The following is a 21723-nucleotide window of genomic DNA, read 5'->3' on the forward strand; positions in this document are numbered from 1 at the left end:
CCAGCCGGGCCGCGTACAGAGGGAGTGCCCTGCTTCAGCGCGGGCGGGATCATGCGTGTCACCCTCCCGGACCACACCGTGCTCTGGGGCAAGACCGGCACGGAGCCCGGCTACACCAACGCCGTATTCGCCGCCCCCGGCGGAGGCCGCCGCCTCGTCTACTCCTTCAACTACACGGCTCCACCGGACAGCAGCGAGATGCCGTACGTACTCCGCATCGTGCAAGCCGCCTTCTCCCACGCCGGCGGCGACGGGAACTCCGGGGCCCGGACAAAGTGATCTGCCGGGGGTGCGTCTCACGGTCCCGCTGCACAGCTGAGGGGAGCCCGCGGGCCAGGCGCCTCGGGGAGACACCCCTAGAGATCCAGCCCCTTAGGCGGCGGCCCCTGGACGTCCGGGCCGCGGCCCGAGAGGACCTCGCCGTACGCCTGCATCAGGTCGGGCAGCCGGAGGGTGGCGAGGTCGTCGCGGGTGGGGGTGCCGTGCCAGGTGGACAGCCGCAGATCGCGGTAGGCGCAGCTCTTCTCATAGAGGGTGCGCAGAAAACGGCCGTTGCCCAGCTCGTCGATCCAGCCCTGGTCGACGACATGGCCGCTGATGCTGCACAGCTCGTCGCGGGACTCCTCGTCCCAGCAATCGCCGTTCTCGGCGGCCAGTACCTCACCGATCGCCGTCAGCTCCAGCGGCCGGTAGCTGGGGAAGTCGACGCGGCTGGTGAAGCGGGACGACAGGCCGGGGTTGGTGGCCAGCAGCCGGTCCATGCCCTCGGGGTAGCCGGCCAGGATGACGACGAGGCGGTCGCGGTTGTCCTCGGCGCGCTTGAGCAGCACCTGAAGTGCCTCGTCGCCGTAGGCGTCGCCCTTGCTGTAGCCGGAGTTGGACAGGCTGTACGCCTCGTCGACGAACAGCACCCCGCCCAGCGCCGAGTCGATCAGCTCATTGGCCTTGACGGCGGTCTGGCCCAGGAACTCGCCGACCAGATCGGACCGTTGGGCCTCCACGAGATGATCGCCGCCCAGGAGCCCCAGGGCGTAGAAGACCCGCCCCAGTATCCGGGCCACGGTCGTCTTGCCGGTGCCGGACGGGCCGGAGAAGACGAAGTGTCGTTTCGGCGGCTGGACCGGCAGGCCCTGGCTCGCCCGCAGCCGCGCCATCCGCAGCTGGGCCGACAGCGCGCGCACCTGCCGTTTGACCGGCTCCATGCCGACCATCCGCTCCAGCTCCGCCAGGGCCTTCTCCAGCAGCACCGGATCGGCGGGCCCGGCGGGCAGCCGTTCGGCGCCGCGTGGCACCGGCGCCGTCGCCTTGACCCGGGCCGCGGCATCGGTCCCGGCCGGGGCGGGGCCCACCTCGTCGTCGGGCCCGTCCGCCTCGCCGGTCACCAGCAGCTCACGGCCGTCGACCGGATCGAGCGGGGCCAGATCGCCGCCGGCCTCCTGGCCGAAGCCGGACGCGGAGACCGTCGCGAGATCGGCGCCCTCGTCCAGGCCGTCCCCCTCCGCGATGGCGGCGAGCCGTGCCGCGGTGTCCATGAACGCCGGGTCGACGCGGTGCACCGCGCGGTAGAGGGGGAGCGCCGCGGCGCTGCGGCCGGTGCCCTCGTGGGCGCGGGCGAGCCAGTAGCGCAGCTCCTTGCGCTGCGGCTGTTCGCTGCGGCAGCGCATCAACGCGGCCGACAGCAGCGGCTCGGCCTGCCCGTACATCTCCAGCCGTACCCGCGCCATACCGCCGAACAGCCCGGCCTCGATGCCCAGTACCGGATCGGCGAGCAGCGGCTCGGTGTGCCGTACGAGCTGGTCCCAGTCCTTGACGAGATAGGCGCGGCAGGCGTGCAGAAAGCGCACCTGGGGGTCGGTGTCGACCGGCGGGCAGCCGGCCAGCGCCTGGTCCAGCTCGGCGACATGACGGCCGTCGAGCCAGTGGGAGGCGTGGGCGAGCAGCAGATCACGGCCGGTCTCCAGCACCGGCTGCACCCACCAGCCCAGCCAGTACCAGGAGTTGAGGGTGCGTCGGTGGCGGGCGCGCATGTCACCGAAACGGTCGCGGTGGCGGTGCATCCGCAGCAGCGCTATGGAGGTGTCGGCGCGCAGGGCGTGCAGACCGAGCCAGGCGTCGGCCATCGACGGGTCGAGTCGCACCGCGGCCCGGAACTCCTCCTCCGCCTGCGGATAGGCGCCCACGGTGTAGGCGTCCACCGCGCGCAGCCAGGCGAGCTCGGCCGGGGCGGGCGAACCCTGAGTGCCGACATCCATCCCGTCCCCCCACAAAACGTCCCCCCGAGTACCGCCGGGCGCGTGCCGGCCGAGGCTTCGTGAACCGGCGTACGGCAGGCGGGAGTTGACCGGCTCCGCGCGCATATCGGTCCTGGCCTGCGATGGCACAGACTCGCATCGTACCCGCGGGATCGGCGCAGGCCGTAGAGGGCGGTACGGGGCAAGAACGGAAGACGGGGTGCGGCACGGCGGCGCGAAGAATGCGGTGACCCAGGGTGAGGGAGAGGCGGCGCCGAGCGGCGGCAAGAGGTGATTTAGCACAGAACGAAGCCCCCGATCACGGGGGAACAACCGGGGGCTTCGCATCTGCGGGCGGTCCGTAGAACCGCACATTGAGAACGTAAGTCCTGTACGGCCCCCAGGTCAAGCCGAGTTGGGGCACTCGGCGGGACCCTGTCGGCGCCGTTCGACCACTCGGCCGCTGTCCGTCACAGAGCGTGAAATGCGGGGCCCGTCACGGCGCCGCGGAAGGTCCCATGAGCACCTCGTACCCCTTCTGTTCCTGGTGCACCAGGAAATCGGCATACGGACGCGAAGGGTCCGCCTTGAAGTGCGCGCGCTCCGCCGGAATCCAGCCACTCCAGAAGGCGGAGAGCCCTGGTCCGTCCCGGAGTTGTCCTCTTTCCCAGGAATGCTCGCTCGCCAGTTCCATCCACAGCAGGCACGCCAACGAGGGCCGCAGTGCCCGCCGCCCCACGCCCACGCCTTCGACCAGCACCAGCGGCGCGGGCGCCAGCGCACGCTCCTCGGTGAACTCGCCGCGCACCCAGTCGTAGACGCCGTACCGCGCCGTCTCGCCCCGGGACAGCGGACCCAGCACCTGGGCGGCGAACCGCTCGCTCCAGGCGAACAGTTCCTCATGGGTGGCGAGATCGTCGGTGTGCACCACCGGCGCACCGCCCAGCGCATCGGCCAGCCGACCGGCGAACGTGCTCTTGCCCGACCCCGCGTGCCCGTCCACCGCGATCAGCCGCACCGGCCCGCAGGAGGGCGGCAGGGCGCGCAGCCGGGCGGCGAGCGGAGCCAGATCGCGATCCATTGCGCCAGCGTACGCGGGGGTCCCACACCACTGCTCCCGCCAGTGGTCCACACCAATATTCGTGCGGCGACGCGCGCCGCAGCGCCTTCCGAAGCAGGCCCGGAACCGGAATAGTTGAGCCACTGCCGACCCGCCCGTGCCCGCCCGGGGCCCGGCCCGACCCTCCGCACCCACTCGTACGCATCCGACTGGGGGACCTCCACCATGACCAGCTCCGCGCCCCGGCGCACCGTCCTGGCCGCCGCCCTCGCCGCCGCGGCGGGTGTCGCCGCCCCCTCCGCGCAGGCCGCCGGCACCTCCCGCAGAACCGCCCCGGCCCCGGCCACCGCCACCACCCCGGCCACCCCGGACACCGCCGCGCGCCGACCGAAGAGCCTCGTGGACTATCACGCCTGGACCACCGCATCCGACTGGACCAAGGGCCACGCCAAGGGCACCGCCGTCGCGCACGGCGCCCGGCCCGGCATCCGCCTGGCGCACCCGGCCGGCACCTCCGACTACAAAGATCCGCACACCGGCAGGACCGCCACCTGGGAGTACGCCACCTGGACCTCTCCGGTCCACAGCCTCAGGGTCCCCGCCACCGAGGTCATTGCCTCGTGGAACGCGCACACCCCGTCCGGCACCTGGATCGCCGTCGAACTACGCGGCACCTACACCGATGGCGGCCGCACCCCTTGGTACGTCATGGGCCGCTGGACCGCCGGCGACAGCGACGCCGACATCCGGCGTACCTCCGTCGACGGCCAGAAGGACGGCAAGAGCAGCATCTCCACGGACACCTTCGCCATCGACACCCCGGCGAGCGGCCTCCGCCTGACCTCCTACGAGCTCCGCGTCACCCTCTACCGCAAGCCCGGTGGCACCCTCACCCCCACCGTCTGGCGGCTGGGCGCCATGGGCTCGGACGTCCCCGACCGCTTCGAGGTACCGGCGTCCGCGCCCGGTCACGTCGGCCGTGAGCTGGCCGTCCCCCGCTACTCGCAGGAGATCCACAAGGGCCAGTACCCGGAGTACGACAACGGCGGCGAGGCATGGTGCAGCCCCACCTCCTCCCAGATGATCATCGAACACTGGGGCCGCAGGCCCACCCAGCAGCAGCTGTCCTGGGTCAACCCCGACTACGCCGACCCCCAGGTCTGCCACGCCGCCCGCCACACCTTCGACTACCAGTACGAAGGCTGCGGCAACTGGCCCTTCAACGCCGCCTATGCCGCCACCTACCGGGATCTACAGGGCATCGTCACCCGCCTGTCCTCCCTCACGGACGCCGAACGCCTCATCCACGCGGGCATCCCGGTCATCACGTCCCAGTCCTTCCTGAAGGCAGAACTCGACGGCGCGGGCTACGGCACCGCCGGCCACCTGATGACCGTCATCGGCTTCACCAAGGACGGCGACGTCATCGCGAACGACCCGGCCTCACCCGACAACGCCGCAGTCCGGCACGTCTACAAGCGCCGTCAGTTCGAGAACATCTGGCTGCGGACGAAGCGGAAGAACGCCGAAGGCAAGGTCGTCGGCGCGAGCGGCGGGGTCTGCTACCTGTACTTCCCGGCCAAGCCGGCACCAACTCAGCGCCGGGTTCTGGCGGAGCTGGGAATCCGCTGAGCAGGTGCATCCCGAAGGTGGCCTTGATGCCCTGACGGCAGGCAGCGCGCACTGCCGTCGGGGGAGAGGCGGCCGCACCGGGTCCACCGTGATTTTGTTCTGCGACAGGGCGAAGTCGCCGCGGTGGTGATGTGGTCGGTAGCCGCAGCGGCAGCACCGCCGAACTCGCCGATGAGCCGGTGGGGTTGAGTGGTGCAGGCTGCTCACTGAGACTCCATGCGCCTGACCGAGCTCGGAGTTCCGAAGGCGACGGGCAGGAGGGGGTGTCGCTGAGGGCCTGTCGGCTTCGTCTCAGGGGCAGATGCGGCCGCCGTGGCCGCCGTAGCGCACCAAGGAGATACAGCCTGGCGATTCAGCGGATGGACGACGTCCTCATCGTTGTCGACGACGTCCGACAGGACAGCGCCACGCTGGGGACCCCGGACGGCCACGGCCGAGTCGAGCTGGCGAAGTTCCAGAGGCCGAAGGCCATCAGCGCCGAGCCGAAAGACGCGCCGGTGAACACGCCGGGCATTCGCCGCATCATGTTCGCCGTCGATGACATCGGGGACGTCCTGGCCCGTCTGCGCACCCACGGTGCCGAACTCGTCGTGAGCTGGAGCAGTACGAGGACATCTATCGGCTCTGTTACGTCCGTGGCCCCGAGGGCATCATCGTCGGACTGGCCGAGCAGTTCGGCTGACGGCTGCCGAGGGGCCATCCACCGAAGGAATCGTCCGGGGCAGCCGCGCCTGGGACCTGCGCCGGGCCGCAGTCGCGTACGCACCCGCGAGCCCCCTCACCGCCATCCCTGACGACCAGGTACCCCGTGTCGGATCGCTCGGTAGGGAATCGACAGCGAGGTCGTCCGTGGGAGGCACCGGCAGCACACCGGATGGAGACATCACCTGGCCGCGATCCGGGCCGGGCCTACTCCGAGGGTTCGCGCAGGCGCACTGCGAGGGCGGCGATGTCGTCGTCCAGGCGTCCTCTGCTGTAGCGGAGGAGGTCGCGGTGAAGAGCCGTCAGCAGCTCGTGGGGCGGCGTCGGGGGCTGTTGGCGCATCCAGGCCGCCAACGGGAAGAACCCGCCGTCGCGGGCGCGGGCCTCGGCGACCCCATCGGTGTAGAGAAGCAGCAGGTCACCGGGGGCGAAGTCGAAGGTGTCGATGGTGTAGTGATCGCCGATCAGCTCCGCGAGGTTGAGCAGCGGCGAGGGGGTGGTGGGCTCCAGGGCACGGAGTTCCCCGCGGTTCCGGAGCAGCGGCGGGGGGTGTCCGCAGTTGAGGATCTCGATACGCCCGCCCCCGTGCGGGATCTCGACAAGAAGGGCGGTGGCGAAACGCTCCATCGGCCCCTCGGGGGGAAAGGCGGCGTTGTAACGGGTGCTGCTGGCGTCCAGCCGGCGCGCGACGCTGACCATGTCTGCCTCGCCGTAGGCCGCCTCCCGGAAGGAGTTGACGATCGCCGCGGCCGCCCCCACTGCCGGCAAGCCCTTGCCCCGCACATCACCGATGAGCAGCCTGACCCCGTACCGCGTGTCGACCACCTCGTAGAAGTCTCCGCCGATACGGGCCTCCGCCGCGGCCGCGAGATACAGCGACTCGATCTCGACGCTCCCGAAGCGGCGCGGCATCGGACTCAGCACCACCTGCTGCGCCGCGTCGGCGACGAGCCGCACCTGAAAGAGGGTCCGCTCCCGCTGGAGCCGGACATGACTTCCGTACGCGGCCGCCACGGTGACCGCGATGATTCCCGCAGCCGTCCACCACGTCCCCAGACCGGGGAACACGATGCTGAGGCCGATCATGAGAAAGAGGCAGACCGTCCCCAGCAGGACGGTGGGGAGTACCGGCCACATGGCGGCGGCGAGGGCCGGCGCCGCGGGCAGGAGGCGGCTGAAGGCCATTTCCGGGGGAGTGGCGTACGCCAGGCTTGCGATGACGACGGTCAGGATCACCGGCGACAGCCGCACAAACCTCCGCCGGCCGTGGCGACGACGGGGCCGCGGCCGTCCAGACTCGATCACACTTCACAGAATATCTACGCAAACGGAACATAGCGCTCTGACGGATCGGAGTCGGCCGCCTGCCCCGTACCGGCTCGCCGGCTCTGGTGGTGCCGTGAGCGCTGTGGTTGGCCGGTTGAGCGTGTGGGCGGGCAGGGCGGCGCGGATCGGGAATCGTGCAGATTGCATGAGCCCCCGGCGTCGGACGTGGTGACCGCGTACTTCTCGGCGAGAGGCCCCGGAAATCCTTGGCGGGCAGGCGGGCAGGCGGGCAGGCGGGCAGGCGGGCAGGCGGGCAGGCGGGCGGGCGGCCGCGCACACGCATCTGGCCGCCGTCATCAGGGTGTCTTCGCGCCGGCCGGCGGGTCAGTCCTCCAGAGCTGCCGCGATGCGGTCGAGGTCGGTGCGGAGCGCCGCGATGCGCTGGGGCGGGATCGCCTCGACCATGCGCTGTTCGATTGCGTACACGGAGTCCTGGACCGCGGCGAGACGTACGTGGCCTTCTTCGGTGAGGCGGGCGGGCCGGGCCCGGCCATGATCGGCAGTGGCGGGGCGGGTGAGCAGTCCCGCGTCCTGTAGGCCCCGCAGGACGACGTTCCCGGACTGCCGGGTGACGAAGGTTGCGCGGGCGAGGTCGGCGTTCGACATGCCGGGGTGCAGGGCCAGCAGTTCGAGAGTGGCGTACTGCGGCACGGTCAGCCCGTGCTCCCGCAGAACCTTGTCCATGGCGCCGCGCAGGGCGGCCTGGGCACGTTTGAGCAGATATCCCACGTGGTGGGTGACGTCGTCCGCAGGGCGGAACGGCTCCGTCGGCACACTCTCGTTCATGTCAGCATTTTGACATAGCCGATTCCGGCGCCCTAATCTCCCCATGTCAAAGTCCTGACATTGAAGAGTGAGGGAAACCCATGCCTGTCGCCATCGACGGTCCCGACTTCGTCGCCCTACAGGTCCACGACCTGGAAGCCGCGGCGGCCTTCTGCGAGCAGCATCTCGGACTGCGCCGGGCCGCGGTCTCGCCCCCGCACGCGGTCGTGTTCGACACCGAGCCGACCCCGTTCGCGGTCCGCGCGCTCCTCCCGGGCGTCAACCTCGCCGATGCCCCTCGGCCGGGCCTCGGCGTGGTGCTCTGGTTCCGGACTCCGGACGCTCATCAGCTCCACGACCAGCTCGTCGCCAACGGCATCAAGATCCTCGCGCCGATGGCGGACAGCCCCTTCGGGCCGATGTTCTCCTTCGAGGGTCCGGAGGGATACACACTCACCGCCCACGGAGGCTGAACGAAACCGCGGCCCTTCCCCCGGACGGGTCCCTCTCCTTTCCCGTCGGCACCCGGCTACTGGAGGAAGGGGGAGGGGAAGCGCGCTCAGTTGGCACGCGGTGTGGTCGACAGGCTTGCGGATCGACCACCGGGTTTGCAGGCTTTGCCTGGGGGGCGTGCTGGTCGCGGCGCGTGCCCTCGGGTGTGGGGCGGATGCCAGCAGAAGGAGTGCCCATCATGATCCTGCCGAAGGTCCGGGACCCTCGCTTCGTGACGCTCCGGCGCGGTGGGACCCTCACTGATTCGGATCACCATCTCCTCGCTCTCTGGGCGGCATCTTGCGCGGAGCACGTTCTTGGCCTCTTCGAGTCGGCTCGGCCTGAGGACCCACGGCCGCGTCAAGCGATCGAGCATGCCCGCGCCTGGGTACGTGGCGAGGTCAAGATGACCCAGGCTCGCGCGGCGGGAGGCCATGCAATGGGCGCGGCCCGAGACCTGCGTGGCGCAGCACGGCATGCCGCGTACGCCGCCGGCCAGGCCGGGGTCGTCGCACATGTCGCCGCACATGAGCTCGGTGCGGCCGCCTACGCGATCAAGGCCGCACGTGCTGTCGCGCCGGGAGGGGAGGATGAGGCCGCAGGGCGACGCGAGTGCCAGTGGCAGCGTGACCAGCTCCCGGAGGAGATTCGCGAGCTCGTACTTGACGACCAGCGATTGCGGAACGACATCTGCTGGTCGGTGTTTGACTGCTGAGCGCGCGTGGGGGCGCTCTCTTGCGGGGGAGGCGTACGGGGGCGTTCGTGGCGTCCGGCCGAGGGTGAGGTGGACGGCGCCGACGGGTGGCCATGGCCCGCGCAGACGAGGTGAATTTTGCTGGTCAGGGTGCCTCGGGAAGGGACGGCGGGCTGCGAACGTCCGGTTCTCGTCAGGGCGTTGACGGGGGAGCCGCGTCATGTAGCGGTTCGAGTGGTTTACCGTCCTCGTCCGTGTGAATGCGCTGGCTCTGCGTCGCTCGTATGCCAAGTGTGATGCCCGATGAGTACACAAGACATGAGCACCCCAGGCGTGAGCACCCCAGACGTGAGCATTCCGAGCACGGAGAACACGGGCGCATCGAGCGCGGAGCAACTCGCGACGGATGCTTCACGTGCCTCGCACCCCTCGCCTCGGTCGCACGGCGCGCAGCCCTCTCGGCGCTCCGTGGTCACGGCGACCGGTGCCTCGGCGCTCGCTGCCGGGCTCACCGCCGTCTCCGCCGCGCCCGCGACCGCGTTGAGCCCTGCCACCGCACCCTCGACGGCGCCGGGCGCGGTGCTGCCCGGCGTCGATCCCAAGGCGTACACCACGGTCGCCCGCGCCATTGCCGTCTACGACGAGCACGACAGGCCCCTCGTCCCGGCCTACTTGAAGGCCATCGAGAACGGCTTGCCCGCCGGCGGGGCGAAAGCTACAAAGCGGGTTCTGATCGTCGGGGCCGGACCGGCCGGCCTGCTCGCCGCCAACCTGCTCAACCGGTCAGGCCACGATGTCGTCGTGATCGAGGCCAACGGCAACCGCGTCGGCGGCCGCATCAAGACGTTCCGCAAGGGCGGCCACGAGAAGGGGGAGCAGCCCTTCGCCGACCCCAGGCAGTACGCCGAAGCCGGGGCCATGCGGCTGCCCGACAGCCACCCGCTCCTCATGGCACTGATCAAGAAACTCGGCCTCGCGCTCCAGGAGTTCTACCTGGTGGACGTGGAGGTCGACGACCCGACGAAGCAGGCCAACCGCACCTGGATCCACGTCAATGGCATCCACATGCGCCGTGCCGACTACGAGAAGAACCCCCAAAAGATCAACGACACCTTCGGTGTCACGGGCTCCCATCGCACGAAGACCGCCTCTGCCATCCTCGCGCACGCCCTCGAACCCGCACACCGGCTCATCCGGGGCAAGGAGGGGACGGCCCTCGTCAACGGATGGGCCGAGGTTCTCAAGAAGTACGGCCACTGGTCCATGTACCGGTATCTCACCGAAGTCGCCAGACTCGACACCAGGACCATCGACCTCATCGGCACCATCCAGAACCTGACCTCCAGGCTGCATCTCTCCTTCACGCACAGCTTCCTGTCCGCCGCGCTCATCGACCCCAAGACCAAGTTCTGGGAGATCAAGGGCGGCACCGCGCTGCTCGCCGACGCGCTGTACGCGCCTGTGAAGGGGAAGGTACGGCTCGACAGGCGCGCCTTACGCATCGAACACCACGGCGGCAAGGTCAGGGTGCACACCGTTTCCGAGGACTGCCAGACCGGCGAGGGGGGTGTCACGGAGGTCTTCGAGGGTGACGAGGCGATCATCACCGTCCCCTTCTCCGGACTGCGCCACGTGACCTTCGACCCTCCGCTCGCCTACGGCAAGCGCCGGGCCATCACGGAACTGCACTACGACGCCGCGACCAAGGTGCTGCTGGAGTTCTCCCGCCGTTGGTGGGAGTTCACCGAGGCGCAGTGGAAGGAGGCGCTGAACTCCATCGAGGACAAGCTCTATGAGAAGTACAAGGCGGGCGGGGTCAAGCACGGCAAGTACCTCGGCGCGCACAAGTCCGTGAAGAACCTGGGGGTGACGATCCCCGACGAACTCAAGAAGTGCTTCGCCGTCTTCCGGCCCGTCGTGAGCGGCGAACCGGATGCCGCTCATGTCCGTGGCGGCGGCACCGTGAGCGACAACTCCAACCGCTTCATGTACTTCGAGCACGCGCACCCTCTGGAGGGCAGCGACGGAGGCATCATGCTCGCCTCCTACAGCTGGTCCGACGACGCCCTCAAATGGGACGCCTTCGCCGACGAGGAGCGGTATCTGCGCGCGCTCGCCGGAGTGCAGGCTGTCTTCGGCCGCCGGTGCGAGGTCTTCTTCACCAACAAGTGCAAGACCCAGTCGTGGATGCGCGATCACTACGCCTACGGTGAGGCTTCCGTGCTCTTCCCCGGACAGCACACGGAACTGTTCCCCGACGTCCCCGCCTCCGAAGGGCCGTTGCATTTCGCGGGGGACCACACGTCCATCAAACCCGCCTGGATCGAAGGCGCCCTCGAATCCGCCGTCCGGACGGCATTGAAGGTCCACACGGGCTGACAGGGAAGACGGGACGCCCCGGTCCGGTGCCCCACTCGCCGGGACACCGGACTGGGCCCGTCCGCTCAGCACGTGGATGCGTGCGCACAGTGCCGCCACCAAGCCCGGCGCACGCCCCGCCCCTTGGGAGAGAATGTTCGTCGTAACGATCAGCGGAACTGCATGATGTGACCTTGCTCCGAAGATCGTTCTGGTGGAGGCTGAGGTATGCAGAATCTGCCGACATTTGTCCTTGTTCACGGGGCCTTTGCGAATTCGTTCTCGTTTGCGCCGCTCCAGGCCGAGCTCGCCCTGCTCGGGCACCGCTCGGTTGCGGTCGACCTTCCGGGCCATGGGTTCGAGGCGACATTCCCCGCGGCCTACCAGGCACCTCAGGATCTCCACGCGCTCGCCGCGGAACCGGGGAGCATCAAGGGAGTCACACTCGCCGACAACGTTGCCCGCGTGATCGAAGTCCTCGAACGGGCGAAGCGGAACGGGCCGACCATCCTTGTCGCCCACAGCAGGGGTGGCGGCACGATCACCGCGGTCGGCAACACCCGGCCCGAGCTGGTCGACCGGCTCGCTTACGTCTCCGCCTGGTGCCCGGTCGGCCTGGACGTCAGCGACTACTACGCCGGGCCGGAGATGGCGGACGTCGACCCGGGTGCCTTCGCTCCGGCGGTCGTCGGGAATCCGGCCGAACTCGGTCTGCTCCGGACCAACTTCCGAACCGCTGACCCGGTGGTGCTCGCCGCGTTCCGGCAAGCCTTCGCCGCCGACCTCACCGATGATGAGTTCCGTGCGTTCCTGAACACCTTCCAGCCCGATGAGAATCTCGATGTCGGTACGTCTGCCGACCGGGCGCAGGCCGCGACCTGGGGCCGGATTCCCAAGACCTATGTGCGCCTGGCCGACGACGCCAGCATTCCGCTCGCCATGCAGGACCGGATGATCCGCGAAGCCGATGCGCTCACACCCGACAACCCCTTCGAGGTGCGGACCCTCGAAGGGAGCCACCTGCGCTGGCTCGTCCACCCGAAGCCCGCCGCCGAGTTGCTCGCGAACATCGCGGCGCGCTGACTCCCCGTCAAGTCAGCTTCGGCTCGTTCGCCGTGAACGAGCCCACCAGGGGCATTGCGGGGAGGGAGCGGCGGTAGCGCGCTGCCACGGATTCCCGCTGGTCAGAGGGCGGGTGGTTCGGTCCAGCCCAAGGGGTACGCATCGTGACCGGCCGACGGCACGGCCGGTTCGCCGGCCGCCTCGGTGAATGCGGTGAGGGCATCGACCAGCGCCGCGCCCTGTGCGGGGTCCATGCGAGCGACGATCGCTGCGACTTCCTTCCGGCGGCGGGCCGTGACCTCTTCGACGATGCGGCGCCCGTCCTGCGTCAACTGGATCAGGGTTTCGCGCCGGTTGCCCGGGTTGGCCTGCCGGTTCGCGAAGCCTGCGCCGGTCAGCCGGTCGATCATGCGCATCGCGGTGGAGGGGTTGACTCCGAGGAGTTCGGCCAGTGTGGACAGGTTGGTGGCGCCGTGCACGGACAGTACGACCAGCAGGCGGAACTGGGGCAGCGTGGCCTTGTCCTCGGCTGCGGCCAGTGAGCGTGCGGACACGCTGACCAGCACTCGGGAGGCTGTCAGCACCGCCCGGGTCACCGCATCGACGTCGCCCATGTCCGGCGGTCCCCCCTCGCGCTCGATCATGCTCATTTCTACCTCGCTCGGGCGCACGCTTGGCAGCCTTTGCGTGGAGCAAAGAGCGTGGGGAGGGGGAAATGTGAGGGGGCGGACACGGCGGGCCCTGCCGTTTGCACCGTTGAGCCGTTGGCCGTTGGCCGTTGGGCAGATGGCGGGGCGGACCGTTATTTGGGAATGGTGGAGGCGACGTCGTCGAGGGTGGCGTCCGTGACGAGGCCGGTGTCCTCCAGGACGTCCATGTGGTCCTGGACAGTGTTGTTGGTCTGTGTTGCCAGTCGCCTGACCAGGGTGTTCTTGGTGGATGCGCGGACTTCGCCGATGGTGATGAACACCTTGCCGTGGGACGCACGGAGCAGGTCCACGAAAAGCTGGTCGAAGGCGCGGCCCCGGGCCTTCTTCAACTGGTTGACCCAGCCCTGCTGTTCGGCGGTTGCCTCGTCGGGGATGGGCGCGTTCAGCGCCTCGGAGTCCTCGCGGACCAGCTGATCGAGTTTGCTGTGTCCGTCGAGTAGGTGCATGCCTGCCCGTTTGATCGCTTCGCTCGATGCGTGCGTCTGGGCGAGCCGGCCCGCCGGCATCTCCCACAGTCCGGCCTGCCGGACCTTGGTGAGGAAGGTCTTGTCCAACGCGGTGACTGCGCCCGTGTTGGATGACTGCGGTGCTGCCGGACCGGCCTCCGCTGACGGGACATGGGCGGAGACCGCCTCGTCGGCCGAGCTGTTTCTTTGCGAGAGCCACACGGACACGGTGGCGATGACCGCCACGAGAGCGACCACACCGGCTATCAGCCGGCCTCGACTGGATGAGGGCTGGGAATTCCGTGCGTGAGATTTCATCGTGCCTCCTGGAGTGCGTGACGGTGCGCGGACACTGCGGCACCCGAGACTGCTGGGGCACGGGTCACGCTAACGTTTGCACTGGGCAAACGAATCGATTCAGCGATGATGCGCAAAAAGGGGGGAGCGGGCAGCCGTCATCGGATACCCTCGCCCGCCTCGCCCGCCTCGCCCGCCTCGCCCGCCTCGCCCGCCTCGCCCGCCTCGCCCGGCCCACGGGGGCGGACCTCGTCGGGGAGACGGCATAGCGGATTCCGGGCAGGGGGATCAGCGGGCCTGCCCGGAAGGGGGTTCGGCAGTCAGCTCCTCGCGGTGCTTTCCGCGCGGGACAGGGCGACTTCGAGGACGACCAGCAGGGCGTCCCGGACCGAGCCCGTGTGGCGTGCGTCGAAGACGATCAGCGGTACGTGTTCGGAGACGTCCAGCGCCCACCGCACCTCGTCGAGGTCGTGGTGGACCGCACCGTCGAACGCGTTGACGGCGACGGCGAACGGGATGTCCTTGTGCTCGAAGTAGTCGACCGCGGCGTAGCAGTCGTCCAGGCGGCGGGTGTCGACGATCACCAGGCCGCCGAGAGCGCCCTCGACCAGGTCGTCCCACATGAACCCGAACCGGTCCTGCCCCGGCGTGCCGAACAGATAGAGCTTCAGCGTCGGGTCGATGGTGAGGCAGCCGAAGTCCATGGCGACCGTGGTGGTGGTCTTGCCGGGGGTGTGCGAGAGATCGTCCACGCCTGCCGCGACCTCGGTGATGGCGGCTTCCGTGGTCAGTGGCCGGATCTCGGAGATCGCCCCCACGGCCGTGGTCTTGCCGACGCCGAAGCCGCCGGCGATGACCAACTTGACCGGTACCGGCGGCTGTTCAACCGCTGTCACGGAGTGCCTCCCGTGAGTCGGGGACGGTACGGAGGCCATCGATAACCCTTCGCAGTACGGAGATGTCCTGGGCTGTGCCGGCGTTCGGGACGTGGACCGCCAGATGTCCGGCGGTGCACAGGTCCTTGGCCAGCACCCGGACCACGTTGAGGTGGAGTCGCAGCCGGGCGGCCAGTTCCGCCACCGATTGCGGCCGTCGGCAGGCGGCGACGATGTCGTGTTGTTCGAAGGCGAGCGAGTCCAGGACGCAGAGCCCGGACGAGGTCGCCACGACCTGGGCCTCGACCGGGAGCGGGGGGCCGGCGCCGCCCCCCGCCACCCGGCCGGCGGTGAGCAGGAAAGGCCGGATCGCGGGAGCGCGGCCGGCGGGTTCCGTCGGATCCGGGGCGCTGCCCTCCCCCAAGCTCTCGGCTCCTCCCCCACTCTCGGCTTCGCTCGAGCGAGGGGACCACCATGAGCAGGGGGGACCCCCACTCTCGTCCGGTCCTGGTCCACCGGCGGCCATCTTGCTCCTCTTCTCAGCGCCTGCCCCTGCCTCCGCGGTGTCGCAGTGTGGGACGGGTCAGCGGGCCGGTGCGGCGCCTGCGCTCTTCTTCAGCTCCAGCACCAGTTGGGGGGTGAGCGCGCTCCCGGCCCGGTTGGCGAAGAGGGTCATCTCGTAGGCGATGTTGCCGAGTTTCGCCTCCTTCGAGGTCACCACGCCGAGGACGGCACCGCAGCCGATGGAGGACACCAGCACATGGCCGCCCTCCAAATCGATGATGACCTTGTTGAGGCCGCCGAGTCCATAGTTGCCGGACGCACCGGCGGCCAGGCTCGTGATGCCTGACACGATCGCCGCGAGCCGTTCGGAGTCGGCCTGCTCGCGCAGTTGGGAGACCGCGATCAGCAAGCCGTCGGAGGACACCGCGATGGCGTCGACGACGCCGGCGGTCTGGGTGGCGAACCGGTCGAGCAGCCAGGTGAAGTCGGCCGCGGCGGCTGTCAGATCGGTGGGTTCTTCCCGCTCGGAACCGCTCTTACCTGTCGGCGTGGTCACTGCCCGACTCCTTCCGGGGGTGCTGGTGTGGTGAGGGCGCTGGGTCCCTCGGGGCAGCGGCACTTTCTTGCTCTGCCCTGCGTACGGCGGCCTCGAATTCGTCGAGCTCCGTACGGACCGCGTCGGCGTCGACCGGCCGGCGCACGGACTGGGCCCCACGGTCGGCCGTTGGGGTGGTCATATCGAGCGTCGCTCCCCGTACCCGCCGTCGCAGCGGCCGGCCGGACCGTGCCGGGCGCGGCTCGGGCACGGGACCTGCCTGGTCCGCGTCCGTGCGGCGCGGGAGGCGCCGGGGGAGCTCGCCTTGCGGCGAGGGGGCGGCCGGCCGCCGTTCGAGCCTGGCGGCGGGGGCCCGCACCGGCAGGGGAGTGGCGGAGGCCGGCCCGGCCCCGGGCGCGGGAGCGCGGGGCTCCTGCTCGGGCGTTGCCGGTTGCTCTGATGCGGACTCAGGTTCGGACCCTGTTTCGGACTCGGATGCGGACTCCGTTGTGGCCGCGTCCTTGATCTTGGCCTCGGACGCGGTCTCGGTCTCGGACGCGGTCTCGGTCTCGGTCTCGGACGCGACCGCGGACTCGGTCTCGGCCACGTCCGGGTCCACGTCCAGGTTCATGGCCGCGCCCGCGCCCGCGTCCACGCTCACGTCCGGGTCCACGTCCGCGCCCCGGCCCGGGGCAGGGACCGGTGTGGCCGCGGGATTCACGGCCAGCAGCAGCGTGGAGGGCAGCCAGACGGTGCCGGTGACCCCGCCGCCCGGCGTACGGCTCAGGGTGACCCGTATGCCCGAGCGCCGGGCGAGGTTGCCGACCACGAACAGGCCGAGGACCTTGGTCGGTACGAGGTCGAGCCGTTCCGGCGGACCAGCCGGGAGTTCTCCTCGTCGAGGCGTTCCGCGCTCATGCCGAGGCCATGGTCGATGACCTCGATCAGGGCACCACCGTCCGCGGTGATGTCGGTGCCGGGCCGGACGACCACCTCGACGGGGGTGGCGGACGGGGAGAACGAGACCGCGTTCTCCAGCAGTTCGGCGAGCATCAGGGTCAGATCGTCGACGATGTCGGGCGCGACGGTGACCTCCGTCTCGGACCGCAGGGAGACCCGCTGGTATCCCTCGATCTGGCCGAGCCCTGCCCGAATGACGTTGACCAGGGTGGTCGGCCGGGCGTCCACTTCGGGGTCGCGGATTCCGGCGAGCAGCAGCAGGCTGTCGGCGTTGCGCTGGAGACGTACGGCGAGGTGGTCGATGCGGTACATCCGCTCCAGGACGTCGGGGTCGGTCTCCTCGCGTTCCACGGCGTCGATCAGCATGAGCTGGCGTGAGGTGAGGTTGCTGACCCGGCGTCCGACGTTGCCGAACATCTCGGCGACGTTGCGGCGGCTGACCACCTGCCGCTCCAGCAGCGCCGCGGCGGTGACCTGCACCTGGTTGAACGCCTCGGCCAGGTCGCCGATCTCGTCGCGGACCGGGACGGGGATCGGCCGCGCCCGCAGCGGGGTGCGCTCCGTCGACTCGTCGTCCTCGACCTTGGCGAGCTCCTCGCCGGCCACGTCGACCACCTGCTGGGCGGCGCCGGTCAGGGCCGCCAGGGGACGTACGACCGAGCGCCGGACCAGGACGGAGAAGGACAGCCAGCAGGCGAAGCCGAGCAGGGCGACGCCGAGCATCGCCAGCGCGTTGTGCAGGGCGCTCCGGGAGAGACCGTCGGCCCGGGTGGCGATCTGCTCGATCAGCGACCTGGTGATGTCGAGGCGGGCCTCGGCCTGCCGGGTTCCGGCGGCGATCGCCTTGCGCAGCTGATCCGGGGTCTGGCCCTGGAGGGAGCCCGGATCGATCTGGAGCTCCGCGAACCGGGCCTCGATGCCGTTCTCCTCGGCATCCCGCGCGATCCCCTCAAGGCGCAGGACCTGCTCCGGGTCGGCGATCCTGCCGAACCGCGCGGCCTGCTCCTCGTAGAGCTTGTGGGCGCCGACCGCACGGGTGTACTCGGTGAGTGCGTTGGCATCCCGGGTCTGGGCGGAGAACACCCCGCTCTCGTAGGCCGCGTGGGCGGCGTCGGCGCGCAGCACCGTGTCGAGCAGACGGGTGACCGAGGACGACGAGGTGCCGGCGAAGCGGTCCAGGCCGATGCCGTCGATCAGGTAGCCGACGGCGGCAGCGTACGCGGGGTCGATGCTCGCGGCCGGAACCGAGCCCCGTTCGACCTTGTCGCGCAGCACGGTGAGGCCCCGGATGAACTGGAGGGCCCGCGCCTCGTCCTTCGGCAGCCTTTCCCCGAACGCGGAACGCACGGCGGTGACCTGCTCATCGGTGTCCCGCTGGGTCCGGCGGTAGGCGGTGGTGGACGGCAGGGCGGTGCCGGCCCGGGCCGACTCCTGCTCCACGGACAGCAGGAGCGCCTGCCGGTGTTCGGCCTGTACGTCGTTGATCAGCCTCGTGACCTGCTCGCTGTCGCGCACCAGCTCCGCGCTCCGGCCGGCGTCCCGGGCCTTCTCCACCTGGGTGTTGACACCGATGGCCAGCAGCACGCCGACGACGGCGACGGGTGCGATCACCAGAACGTTGAGCTTGCGCCGGAACGGCCATCGGTCCAGGAAAGCGCCCGCCTGCTGACGGAACGGCGGCCTCGACGCTGAACGCCTGGACGGGTCCGGTTCGTGTGGCGGGTCCACTGCGTCCACAGACACCCAGGCCTCCTTACGACTTCTCCTGAGCGGTGACCGAGGTGGTGTTGGTGCCGACCGCCGACGACGGGGGGGGAATGTGATGCTCGCGAAGTTCACCCCGAATGAGAGCGAAAGGTTTGCGCCACATGCCTGACCGGCCGTGAACATTACCGCTTGTGCACGCACAGGCAACACATGACGACCAATGGCCAAACGGTATTCAGCTCTTTGTCATGTTTGGCCCGTTACTCCCTTGCGGTGGGCCGTGTGGGTCGATGTGCCACTGCCCGGAGGGGAGCAGCGCGGCGGCCGAATTGTTGCTCACCGGGTCCGGCGTCGGCGGCGTGGCCGTGCCAGTCGAAGGTGGCTGCCCCTCGGAACATCGCCACCCGTAATCTGTCTCCCCCCACCCCAACCCGTATCCTCATCCTGCCCTGCGAGGAGACCCGTGCACCCCACCCGCAAGGCGGTCGTGACAGCCGCTGCGCTCCTGGTCATGGCCGCCACCGGCTGCGAACCCGGCGCCGGCACCACCGCGTCCCACAGGAACTCCGCCAAGCCCGGATGCCCTGCTGCCTTCTCCAGAGCCGAAAAAGCCGTCAAGAAGGCTGAAGAGGTCAACGCCCCCTGGAGGGGCCCCACCACCGGGCCCGAGGCCGTCCACGGCAAGAGCGTCGTCTACATCGCCCAGACGCTGACCAACCCCGGCGTCGCCGGGGTCGCCCAAGGGGTCCAGGAAGCCGCCAAGATCGTCGGGTGGCACTCCCGCACCCTCAACGGGCAGGGCACGCCCGCCGGTCTCCGGGCCGCCTTCCAGCAGGCGATCCGCCTCAAGCCGGACGGCATCGTCATCAGCGGTTTTGATCCCGGGACAGCCCCCGAGGAGGTCAAGAAGGCCCATGCAGCGGGAATCCCGCTGATCGGCTGGCACGCCGCCCCGGCTCCCGGGCCCAGCAAGGATCCGCAGCTCTTCAGCAACATCACCTCCCGGGTCGAGGACGTCGCGAAGATCAGCGCCGACTGGATCATCGCCCGCTCCCACGGCCGCGCGGGCGTCGTCCTGTTCACCGACGCCTCGGTGCCCTTCGCGAAGCGCAAGTCCGACCTGATCAAGAAGGAACTCGCCGCCTGCTCCGGCACCAAGCTGCTGAGCTACACCAACATGCCCATTCCCCAGGTCAACAGCCGCTCCATCAAGGAAGTCCGCTCCCTGCTGTCCCGTTTCGGCCGCAAGTGGACCTACTCCGCCGCCATCAACGACCTGTACTTCCAGCATGCCGCGCCCGCCCTGCGTGCCGCGGGCAAGGACGGCGCCGGCGCCCCCTTCAACATCGGTGCCGGTGACGGCGATCCGTCGGCCTTCCAGCGCGTCAACGGCAAGGAGTTCCAGGCCGCCACCGTGCCCGAGCCCCTCTCCGAACAGGGCTGGCAGATCATCGACGAGTTCAACCGCGCCTTCACCGGCGCCCCGGACAGCGGGTACGTCGCCCCCGTCCACATCGCCACCGCGGCCAACAGCGGCGGCGCACTGTCCTGGGACTCCGAGGGTTACCGGCAGGCTTACCGCAAGATCTGGGGCGAGTGAGGGGTGCGCGACGTGCTCTCCCGGTCAGGGATGGCGTGAGCGCCCTCGGATGCGTTCTGTTGTGGAGCGGCTGAGAGGTGCGGTCGGCAGGGTCGCCACCTCGATGACGCCGAAGAAGATCACGGGTACGGCCCGCCGCCCGGTCCGCAGGGAGTGTGTCCTGGGACGGGGCGGGCGGGCCGTTGGCCGGTGAGGTCGGGCCGGGCGCCTACGGAGTGGAGGCCGCCCGCTCCGGTACCGGCGTCTGCGACGGGTTGTTCCGCGGGTGCCGCGGGTTGAGGAACCACTTGCGGGCGGAGACGAGCCACCAGGTGCCGGCGAAGACCAGCACCACACCCACGGTGATGGGCGCGTAGTTGAACGTTTCGATGGTCACCGGGTTCAGCTGGGGCAGCATGAACAGCACCGTGATGATCACGACCCAGCTGACCGCGATCAGGCCCACGGGCCTGGACCAGCGCCCCAGGTGCCAGGGACCGCGCCGGAAGTTCTCCCCCTGGCGCAGACGCAGCAGGGTGGGCACCACGTACGCGATGTAGAGGCCGATCGTCGCGATGGACGTGACGGCGGCGTACGCGGTCGTGTTGAACAGGTACGGCAGACCGAGGAGGAAGGCGCCGCCGGCCGCGAGCCACACGGCGTTGGTCGGGGTGCGGGTCCCCGGGTGGAGCTTGTGCCAGACGGAGGAGAACGGCAGCGCCCCGTCGCGCGAGAAGGCATAGATCATGCGGGAGTTCGCGGTCACGGAAGCCATACCGCAGAACAGCTGCGCGCCGATGATGACGAGCAGCATCAGCTTGCCGGTGCTCGCGCCCAGTGCGTCCATGAAGATCTGTGCCGGCGGCACACCGGTGTCCGACTCCAGGGCGCCGCTGTAGGACTGGATGGCGAAGGTCAGGCCGAAGAGCAGCACGAAGCCGGCCGCCCAGGACACGACGATCGAGCGGACGATCCCCTTCGGCCCCTCGACCGAGGCGTTCTTGGTCTCCTCCGTCATGTGGGCGGACGCGTCATAGCCGGTGAAGGTGTACTGCGCCATCAGGAGACCGATGAGCGCGACGTAGACCGCCGAGCCCCAGCCGGTGTTGTTGACGAACTCGGTGAAGACAAAACCAGGGGACTGGTGCTTGTCGGGAATGATCAGCAGGGCGCCGACGATCACCACGACGCCGATCAGATGCCACCACACCGAGATCGTGTTGAAGAAGCCGACGACGCGCACGCGGAAGGTGTTCACCACGGCGTGCAGCAGAAGGATCACACCGAAGAGCGTGATCGTGTGGGCGGGGGTGGCGGCGTAGCTGAACTGAAGGTTCAGGTAGGCGTTGAGGAACGACGCGGCGCCGAAGTCGATGCCCGCGGTGACGGCCACCTGGCCGAGTGTGTTGAACCAGCCGGTGAACCAGGCCCAGGCCGGAGCGGACTTCTGCGGGGCGAGTTTGTGCGCCCAGAAATAGAGGCCGGCGGAGGTCGGATAGGACGAGCAGACCTCGGCCATGGCCAGGCCGACGAACAGGGTCATCAGGCCGACGAGGACCCAGCCCCACATGATCAGGGCCGGCCCGCCGGTGTTCATGCCGAACCCGTACATGGTCAGGCAGCCGGACAGGATGCTGATGATGGTGAACGAGACGGCGAAATTCTGCCGCCCGGACATCGAGCGGTCCAACGTCTGGGTGATGCCGAGTTCGGCGAGGCGTTCCTCCTCGGTCTGCGTGACGCTTGGCATGTCCAATGGCATGGCTGGGCCTCTCCTAGTGGTGGCGC

17 protein-coding genes and 2 pseudogenes are annotated in these 21723 nt (G+C 69.6%); 8 read left to right on the top strand and 11 right to left on the bottom strand.

Going from position 1 to position 21723, the window contains the following annotated elements:
- Nucleotides 1-51 precede the first annotated feature (51 nt).
- On the top strand, nt 52-279 hold the full coding sequence (locus tag IF67_RS45010) for a hypothetical protein (protein ID WP_051818267.1): 228 nt from the start codon (nt 52-54) through the stop codon (nt 277-279).
- A gap of 77 nt (nt 280-356) precedes the next feature.
- On the opposite strand, the gene IF67_RS0119685 is transcribed toward IF67_RS45010, so the two are convergent.
- Together IF67_RS0119685 and IF67_RS0119690 are read right to left on the bottom strand one after the other, a co-directional pair.
- Nucleotides 357-2252 carry an AAA family ATPase gene (locus IF67_RS0119685; RefSeq protein ID WP_030987408.1) on the bottom strand — a complete coding sequence of 632 codons (1896 nt, stop codon included), beginning with the start codon at nt 2250-2252 and terminating at the stop codon, nt 357-359.
- 475 nt (nt 2253-2727) lie between these two features.
- Nucleotides 2728-3312 (bottom strand): uridine kinase family protein, encoded by a 585-nt coding sequence (locus IF67_RS0119690; RefSeq protein ID WP_030987410.1) that lies wholly within the window; start codon nt 3310-3312, stop codon nt 2728-2730.
- A 204-nt stretch (nt 3313-3516) separates the two neighbouring features.
- Here IF67_RS0119690 and IF67_RS0119695 point away from each other — a divergent pair, with 204 nt between their 5' ends.
- Together IF67_RS0119695 and IF67_RS45015 are read left to right on the top strand one after the other, a co-directional pair.
- Nucleotides 3517-4923 (top strand): peptidase C39 family protein, encoded by a 1407-nt coding sequence (locus IF67_RS0119695; protein WP_030987412.1) that lies wholly within the window; start codon nt 3517-3519, stop codon nt 4921-4923.
- A gap of 344 nt (nt 4924-5267) precedes the next feature.
- Nucleotides 5268-5605: pseudogene (locus IF67_RS45015) on the top strand (VOC family protein).
- Nucleotides 5606-5832: 227 nt separating this feature from the next.
- Here IF67_RS45015 and IF67_RS0119705 read toward each other — a convergent pair.
- Nucleotides 5833-6930: a PP2C family protein-serine/threonine phosphatase gene (locus tag IF67_RS0119705; RefSeq protein WP_051818269.1), complete on the bottom strand. Its 1098-nt coding sequence runs from the start codon at nt 6928-6930 to the stop codon at nt 5833-5835.
- Between the two features lie 345 nt (nt 6931-7275).
- On the bottom strand, nt 7276-7737 hold the full coding sequence (locus tag IF67_RS0119710; protein ID WP_030987421.1) for a MarR family winged helix-turn-helix transcriptional regulator: 462 nt from the start codon (nt 7735-7737) through the stop codon (nt 7276-7278).
- Between the two features lie 80 nt (nt 7738-7817).
- Here IF67_RS0119710 and IF67_RS0119715 point away from each other — a divergent pair, with 80 nt between their 5' ends.
- From IF67_RS0119715 to IF67_RS0119730, 4 genes are all read left to right on the top strand, one after another.
- A complete protein-coding gene (locus IF67_RS0119715) occupies nt 7818-8189 on the top strand; it encodes a VOC family protein (protein WP_030987422.1) in 372 nt (123 codons plus the stop codon).
- Between the two features lie 218 nt (nt 8190-8407).
- Nucleotides 8408-8923, top strand: a complete 516-nt coding sequence (locus IF67_RS0119720; protein ID WP_030987423.1) for a putative immunity protein — start codon at nt 8408-8410, stop codon at nt 8921-8923.
- A gap of 447 nt (nt 8924-9370) precedes the next feature.
- On the top strand, nt 9371-11281 hold the full coding sequence (locus IF67_RS0119725; RefSeq protein ID WP_199812749.1) for an FAD-dependent oxidoreductase: 1911 nt from the start codon (nt 9371-9373) through the stop codon (nt 11279-11281).
- Nucleotides 11282-11488: 207 nt separating this feature from the next.
- Nucleotides 11489-12343: an alpha/beta fold hydrolase gene (locus IF67_RS0119730; protein WP_030987425.1), complete on the top strand. Its 855-nt coding sequence runs from the start codon at nt 11489-11491 to the stop codon at nt 12341-12343.
- 101 nt (nt 12344-12444) lie between these two features.
- Here the strand turns inward: IF67_RS0119730 and IF67_RS0119735 are convergent, their stop codons facing one another.
- From IF67_RS0119735 to IF67_RS39345, 6 genes and pseudogenes are all read right to left on the bottom strand, one after another.
- Complete coding sequence (locus tag IF67_RS0119735) at nt 12445-12966, bottom strand: MarR family transcriptional regulator (protein ID WP_030987426.1); 522 nt, start codon at nt 12964-12966, stop codon at nt 12445-12447.
- Nucleotides 12967-13124: 158 nt separating this feature from the next.
- Nucleotides 13125-13796 (bottom strand): DUF4142 domain-containing protein, encoded by a 672-nt coding sequence (locus IF67_RS0119740; protein WP_030987427.1) that lies wholly within the window; start codon nt 13794-13796, stop codon nt 13125-13127.
- Between the two features lie 299 nt (nt 13797-14095).
- Nucleotides 14096-14710, bottom strand: coding sequence for a GTP-binding protein (locus IF67_RS0119745; RefSeq protein WP_030987428.1), 615 nt, complete (start codon nt 14708-14710; stop codon nt 14096-14098).
- Nucleotides 14658-15074 carry a DUF742 domain-containing protein gene (locus tag IF67_RS0119750; RefSeq protein WP_030987429.1) on the bottom strand — a complete coding sequence of 139 codons (417 nt, stop codon included), beginning with the start codon at nt 15072-15074 and terminating at the stop codon, nt 14658-14660. The genes IF67_RS0119745 and IF67_RS0119750 overlap by 53 nt, the downstream gene beginning before the upstream one ends.
- Nucleotides 15075-15233: 159 nt before the next feature.
- Nucleotides 15234-15710, bottom strand: a complete 477-nt coding sequence (locus IF67_RS0119755; RefSeq protein ID WP_030987430.1) for a roadblock/LC7 domain-containing protein — start codon at nt 15708-15710, stop codon at nt 15234-15236.
- Nucleotides 15691-18260 (bottom strand): annotated as a pseudogene (locus tag IF67_RS39345) (ATP-binding protein). The gene IF67_RS0119755 and the pseudogene IF67_RS39345 overlap by 20 nt, the downstream one beginning before the upstream one ends.
- A gap of 559 nt (nt 18261-18819) precedes the next feature.
- On the opposite strand from IF67_RS39345, the gene IF67_RS0119765 reads away from it, so the two are divergent.
- Nucleotides 18820-19956 (top strand): substrate-binding domain-containing protein, encoded by a 1137-nt coding sequence (locus IF67_RS0119765; RefSeq protein ID WP_030987431.1) that lies wholly within the window; start codon nt 18820-18822, stop codon nt 19954-19956.
- A gap of 208 nt (nt 19957-20164) precedes the next feature.
- On the opposite strand, the gene IF67_RS0119770 is transcribed toward IF67_RS0119765, so the two are convergent.
- Nucleotides 20165-21685 (bottom strand): amino acid permease, encoded by a 1521-nt coding sequence (locus tag IF67_RS0119770; RefSeq protein ID WP_078889513.1) that lies wholly within the window; start codon nt 21683-21685, stop codon nt 20165-20167.
- Between the last annotated feature and the right edge of the window lie 38 nt (nt 21686-21723).

It is taken from the genome of Streptomyces sp. NRRL S-1813 (assembly GCF_000719605.1).
Classification (GTDB): Bacteria; Actinomycetota; Actinomycetes; order Streptomycetales; family Streptomycetaceae; genus Streptomyces; species Streptomyces decoyicus.

Excerpts from the sequence above, each read along its gene's own strand:
- IF67_RS45010 (WP_051818267.1), top strand. The coding sequence starts at position 52 with ATGCGTGTCACCCTCCCGGACCACACCGTGCTCTGGGGCAAGACCGGC.
- IF67_RS0119685 (WP_030987408.1), bottom strand. The coding sequence starts at position 2,252 with ATGGATGTCGGCACTCAGGGTTCGCCCGCCCCGGCCGAGCTCGCCTGG.
- IF67_RS0119690 (WP_030987410.1), bottom strand. The coding sequence starts at position 3,312 with ATGGATCGCGATCTGGCTCCGCTCGCCGCCCGGCTGCGCGCCCTGCCG.
- IF67_RS0119695 (WP_030987412.1), top strand. The coding sequence starts at position 3,517 with ATGACCAGCTCCGCGCCCCGGCGCACCGTCCTGGCCGCCGCCCTCGCC.
- IF67_RS0119710 (WP_030987421.1), bottom strand. The coding sequence starts at position 7,737 with ATGAACGAGAGTGTGCCGACGGAGCCGTTCCGCCCTGCGGACGACGTC.
- IF67_RS0119715 (WP_030987422.1), top strand. The coding sequence starts at position 7,818 with ATGCCTGTCGCCATCGACGGTCCCGACTTCGTCGCCCTACAGGTCCAC.
- IF67_RS0119720 (WP_030987423.1), top strand. The coding sequence starts at position 8,408 with ATGATCCTGCCGAAGGTCCGGGACCCTCGCTTCGTGACGCTCCGGCGC.
- IF67_RS0119730 (WP_030987425.1), top strand. The coding sequence starts at position 11,489 with ATGCAGAATCTGCCGACATTTGTCCTTGTTCACGGGGCCTTTGCGAAT.
- IF67_RS0119735 (WP_030987426.1), bottom strand. The coding sequence starts at position 12,966 with ATGATCGAGCGCGAGGGGGGACCGCCGGACATGGGCGACGTCGATGCG.
- IF67_RS0119740 (WP_030987427.1), bottom strand. The coding sequence starts at position 13,796 with ATGAAATCTCACGCACGGAATTCCCAGCCCTCATCCAGTCGAGGCCGG.
- IF67_RS0119745 (WP_030987428.1), bottom strand. The coding sequence starts at position 14,710 with ATGGCCTCCGTACCGTCCCCGACTCACGGGAGGCACTCCGTGACAGCG.
- IF67_RS0119770 (WP_078889513.1), bottom strand. The coding sequence starts at position 21,685 with ATGCCAAGCGTCACGCAGACCGAGGAGGAACGCCTCGCCGAACTCGGC.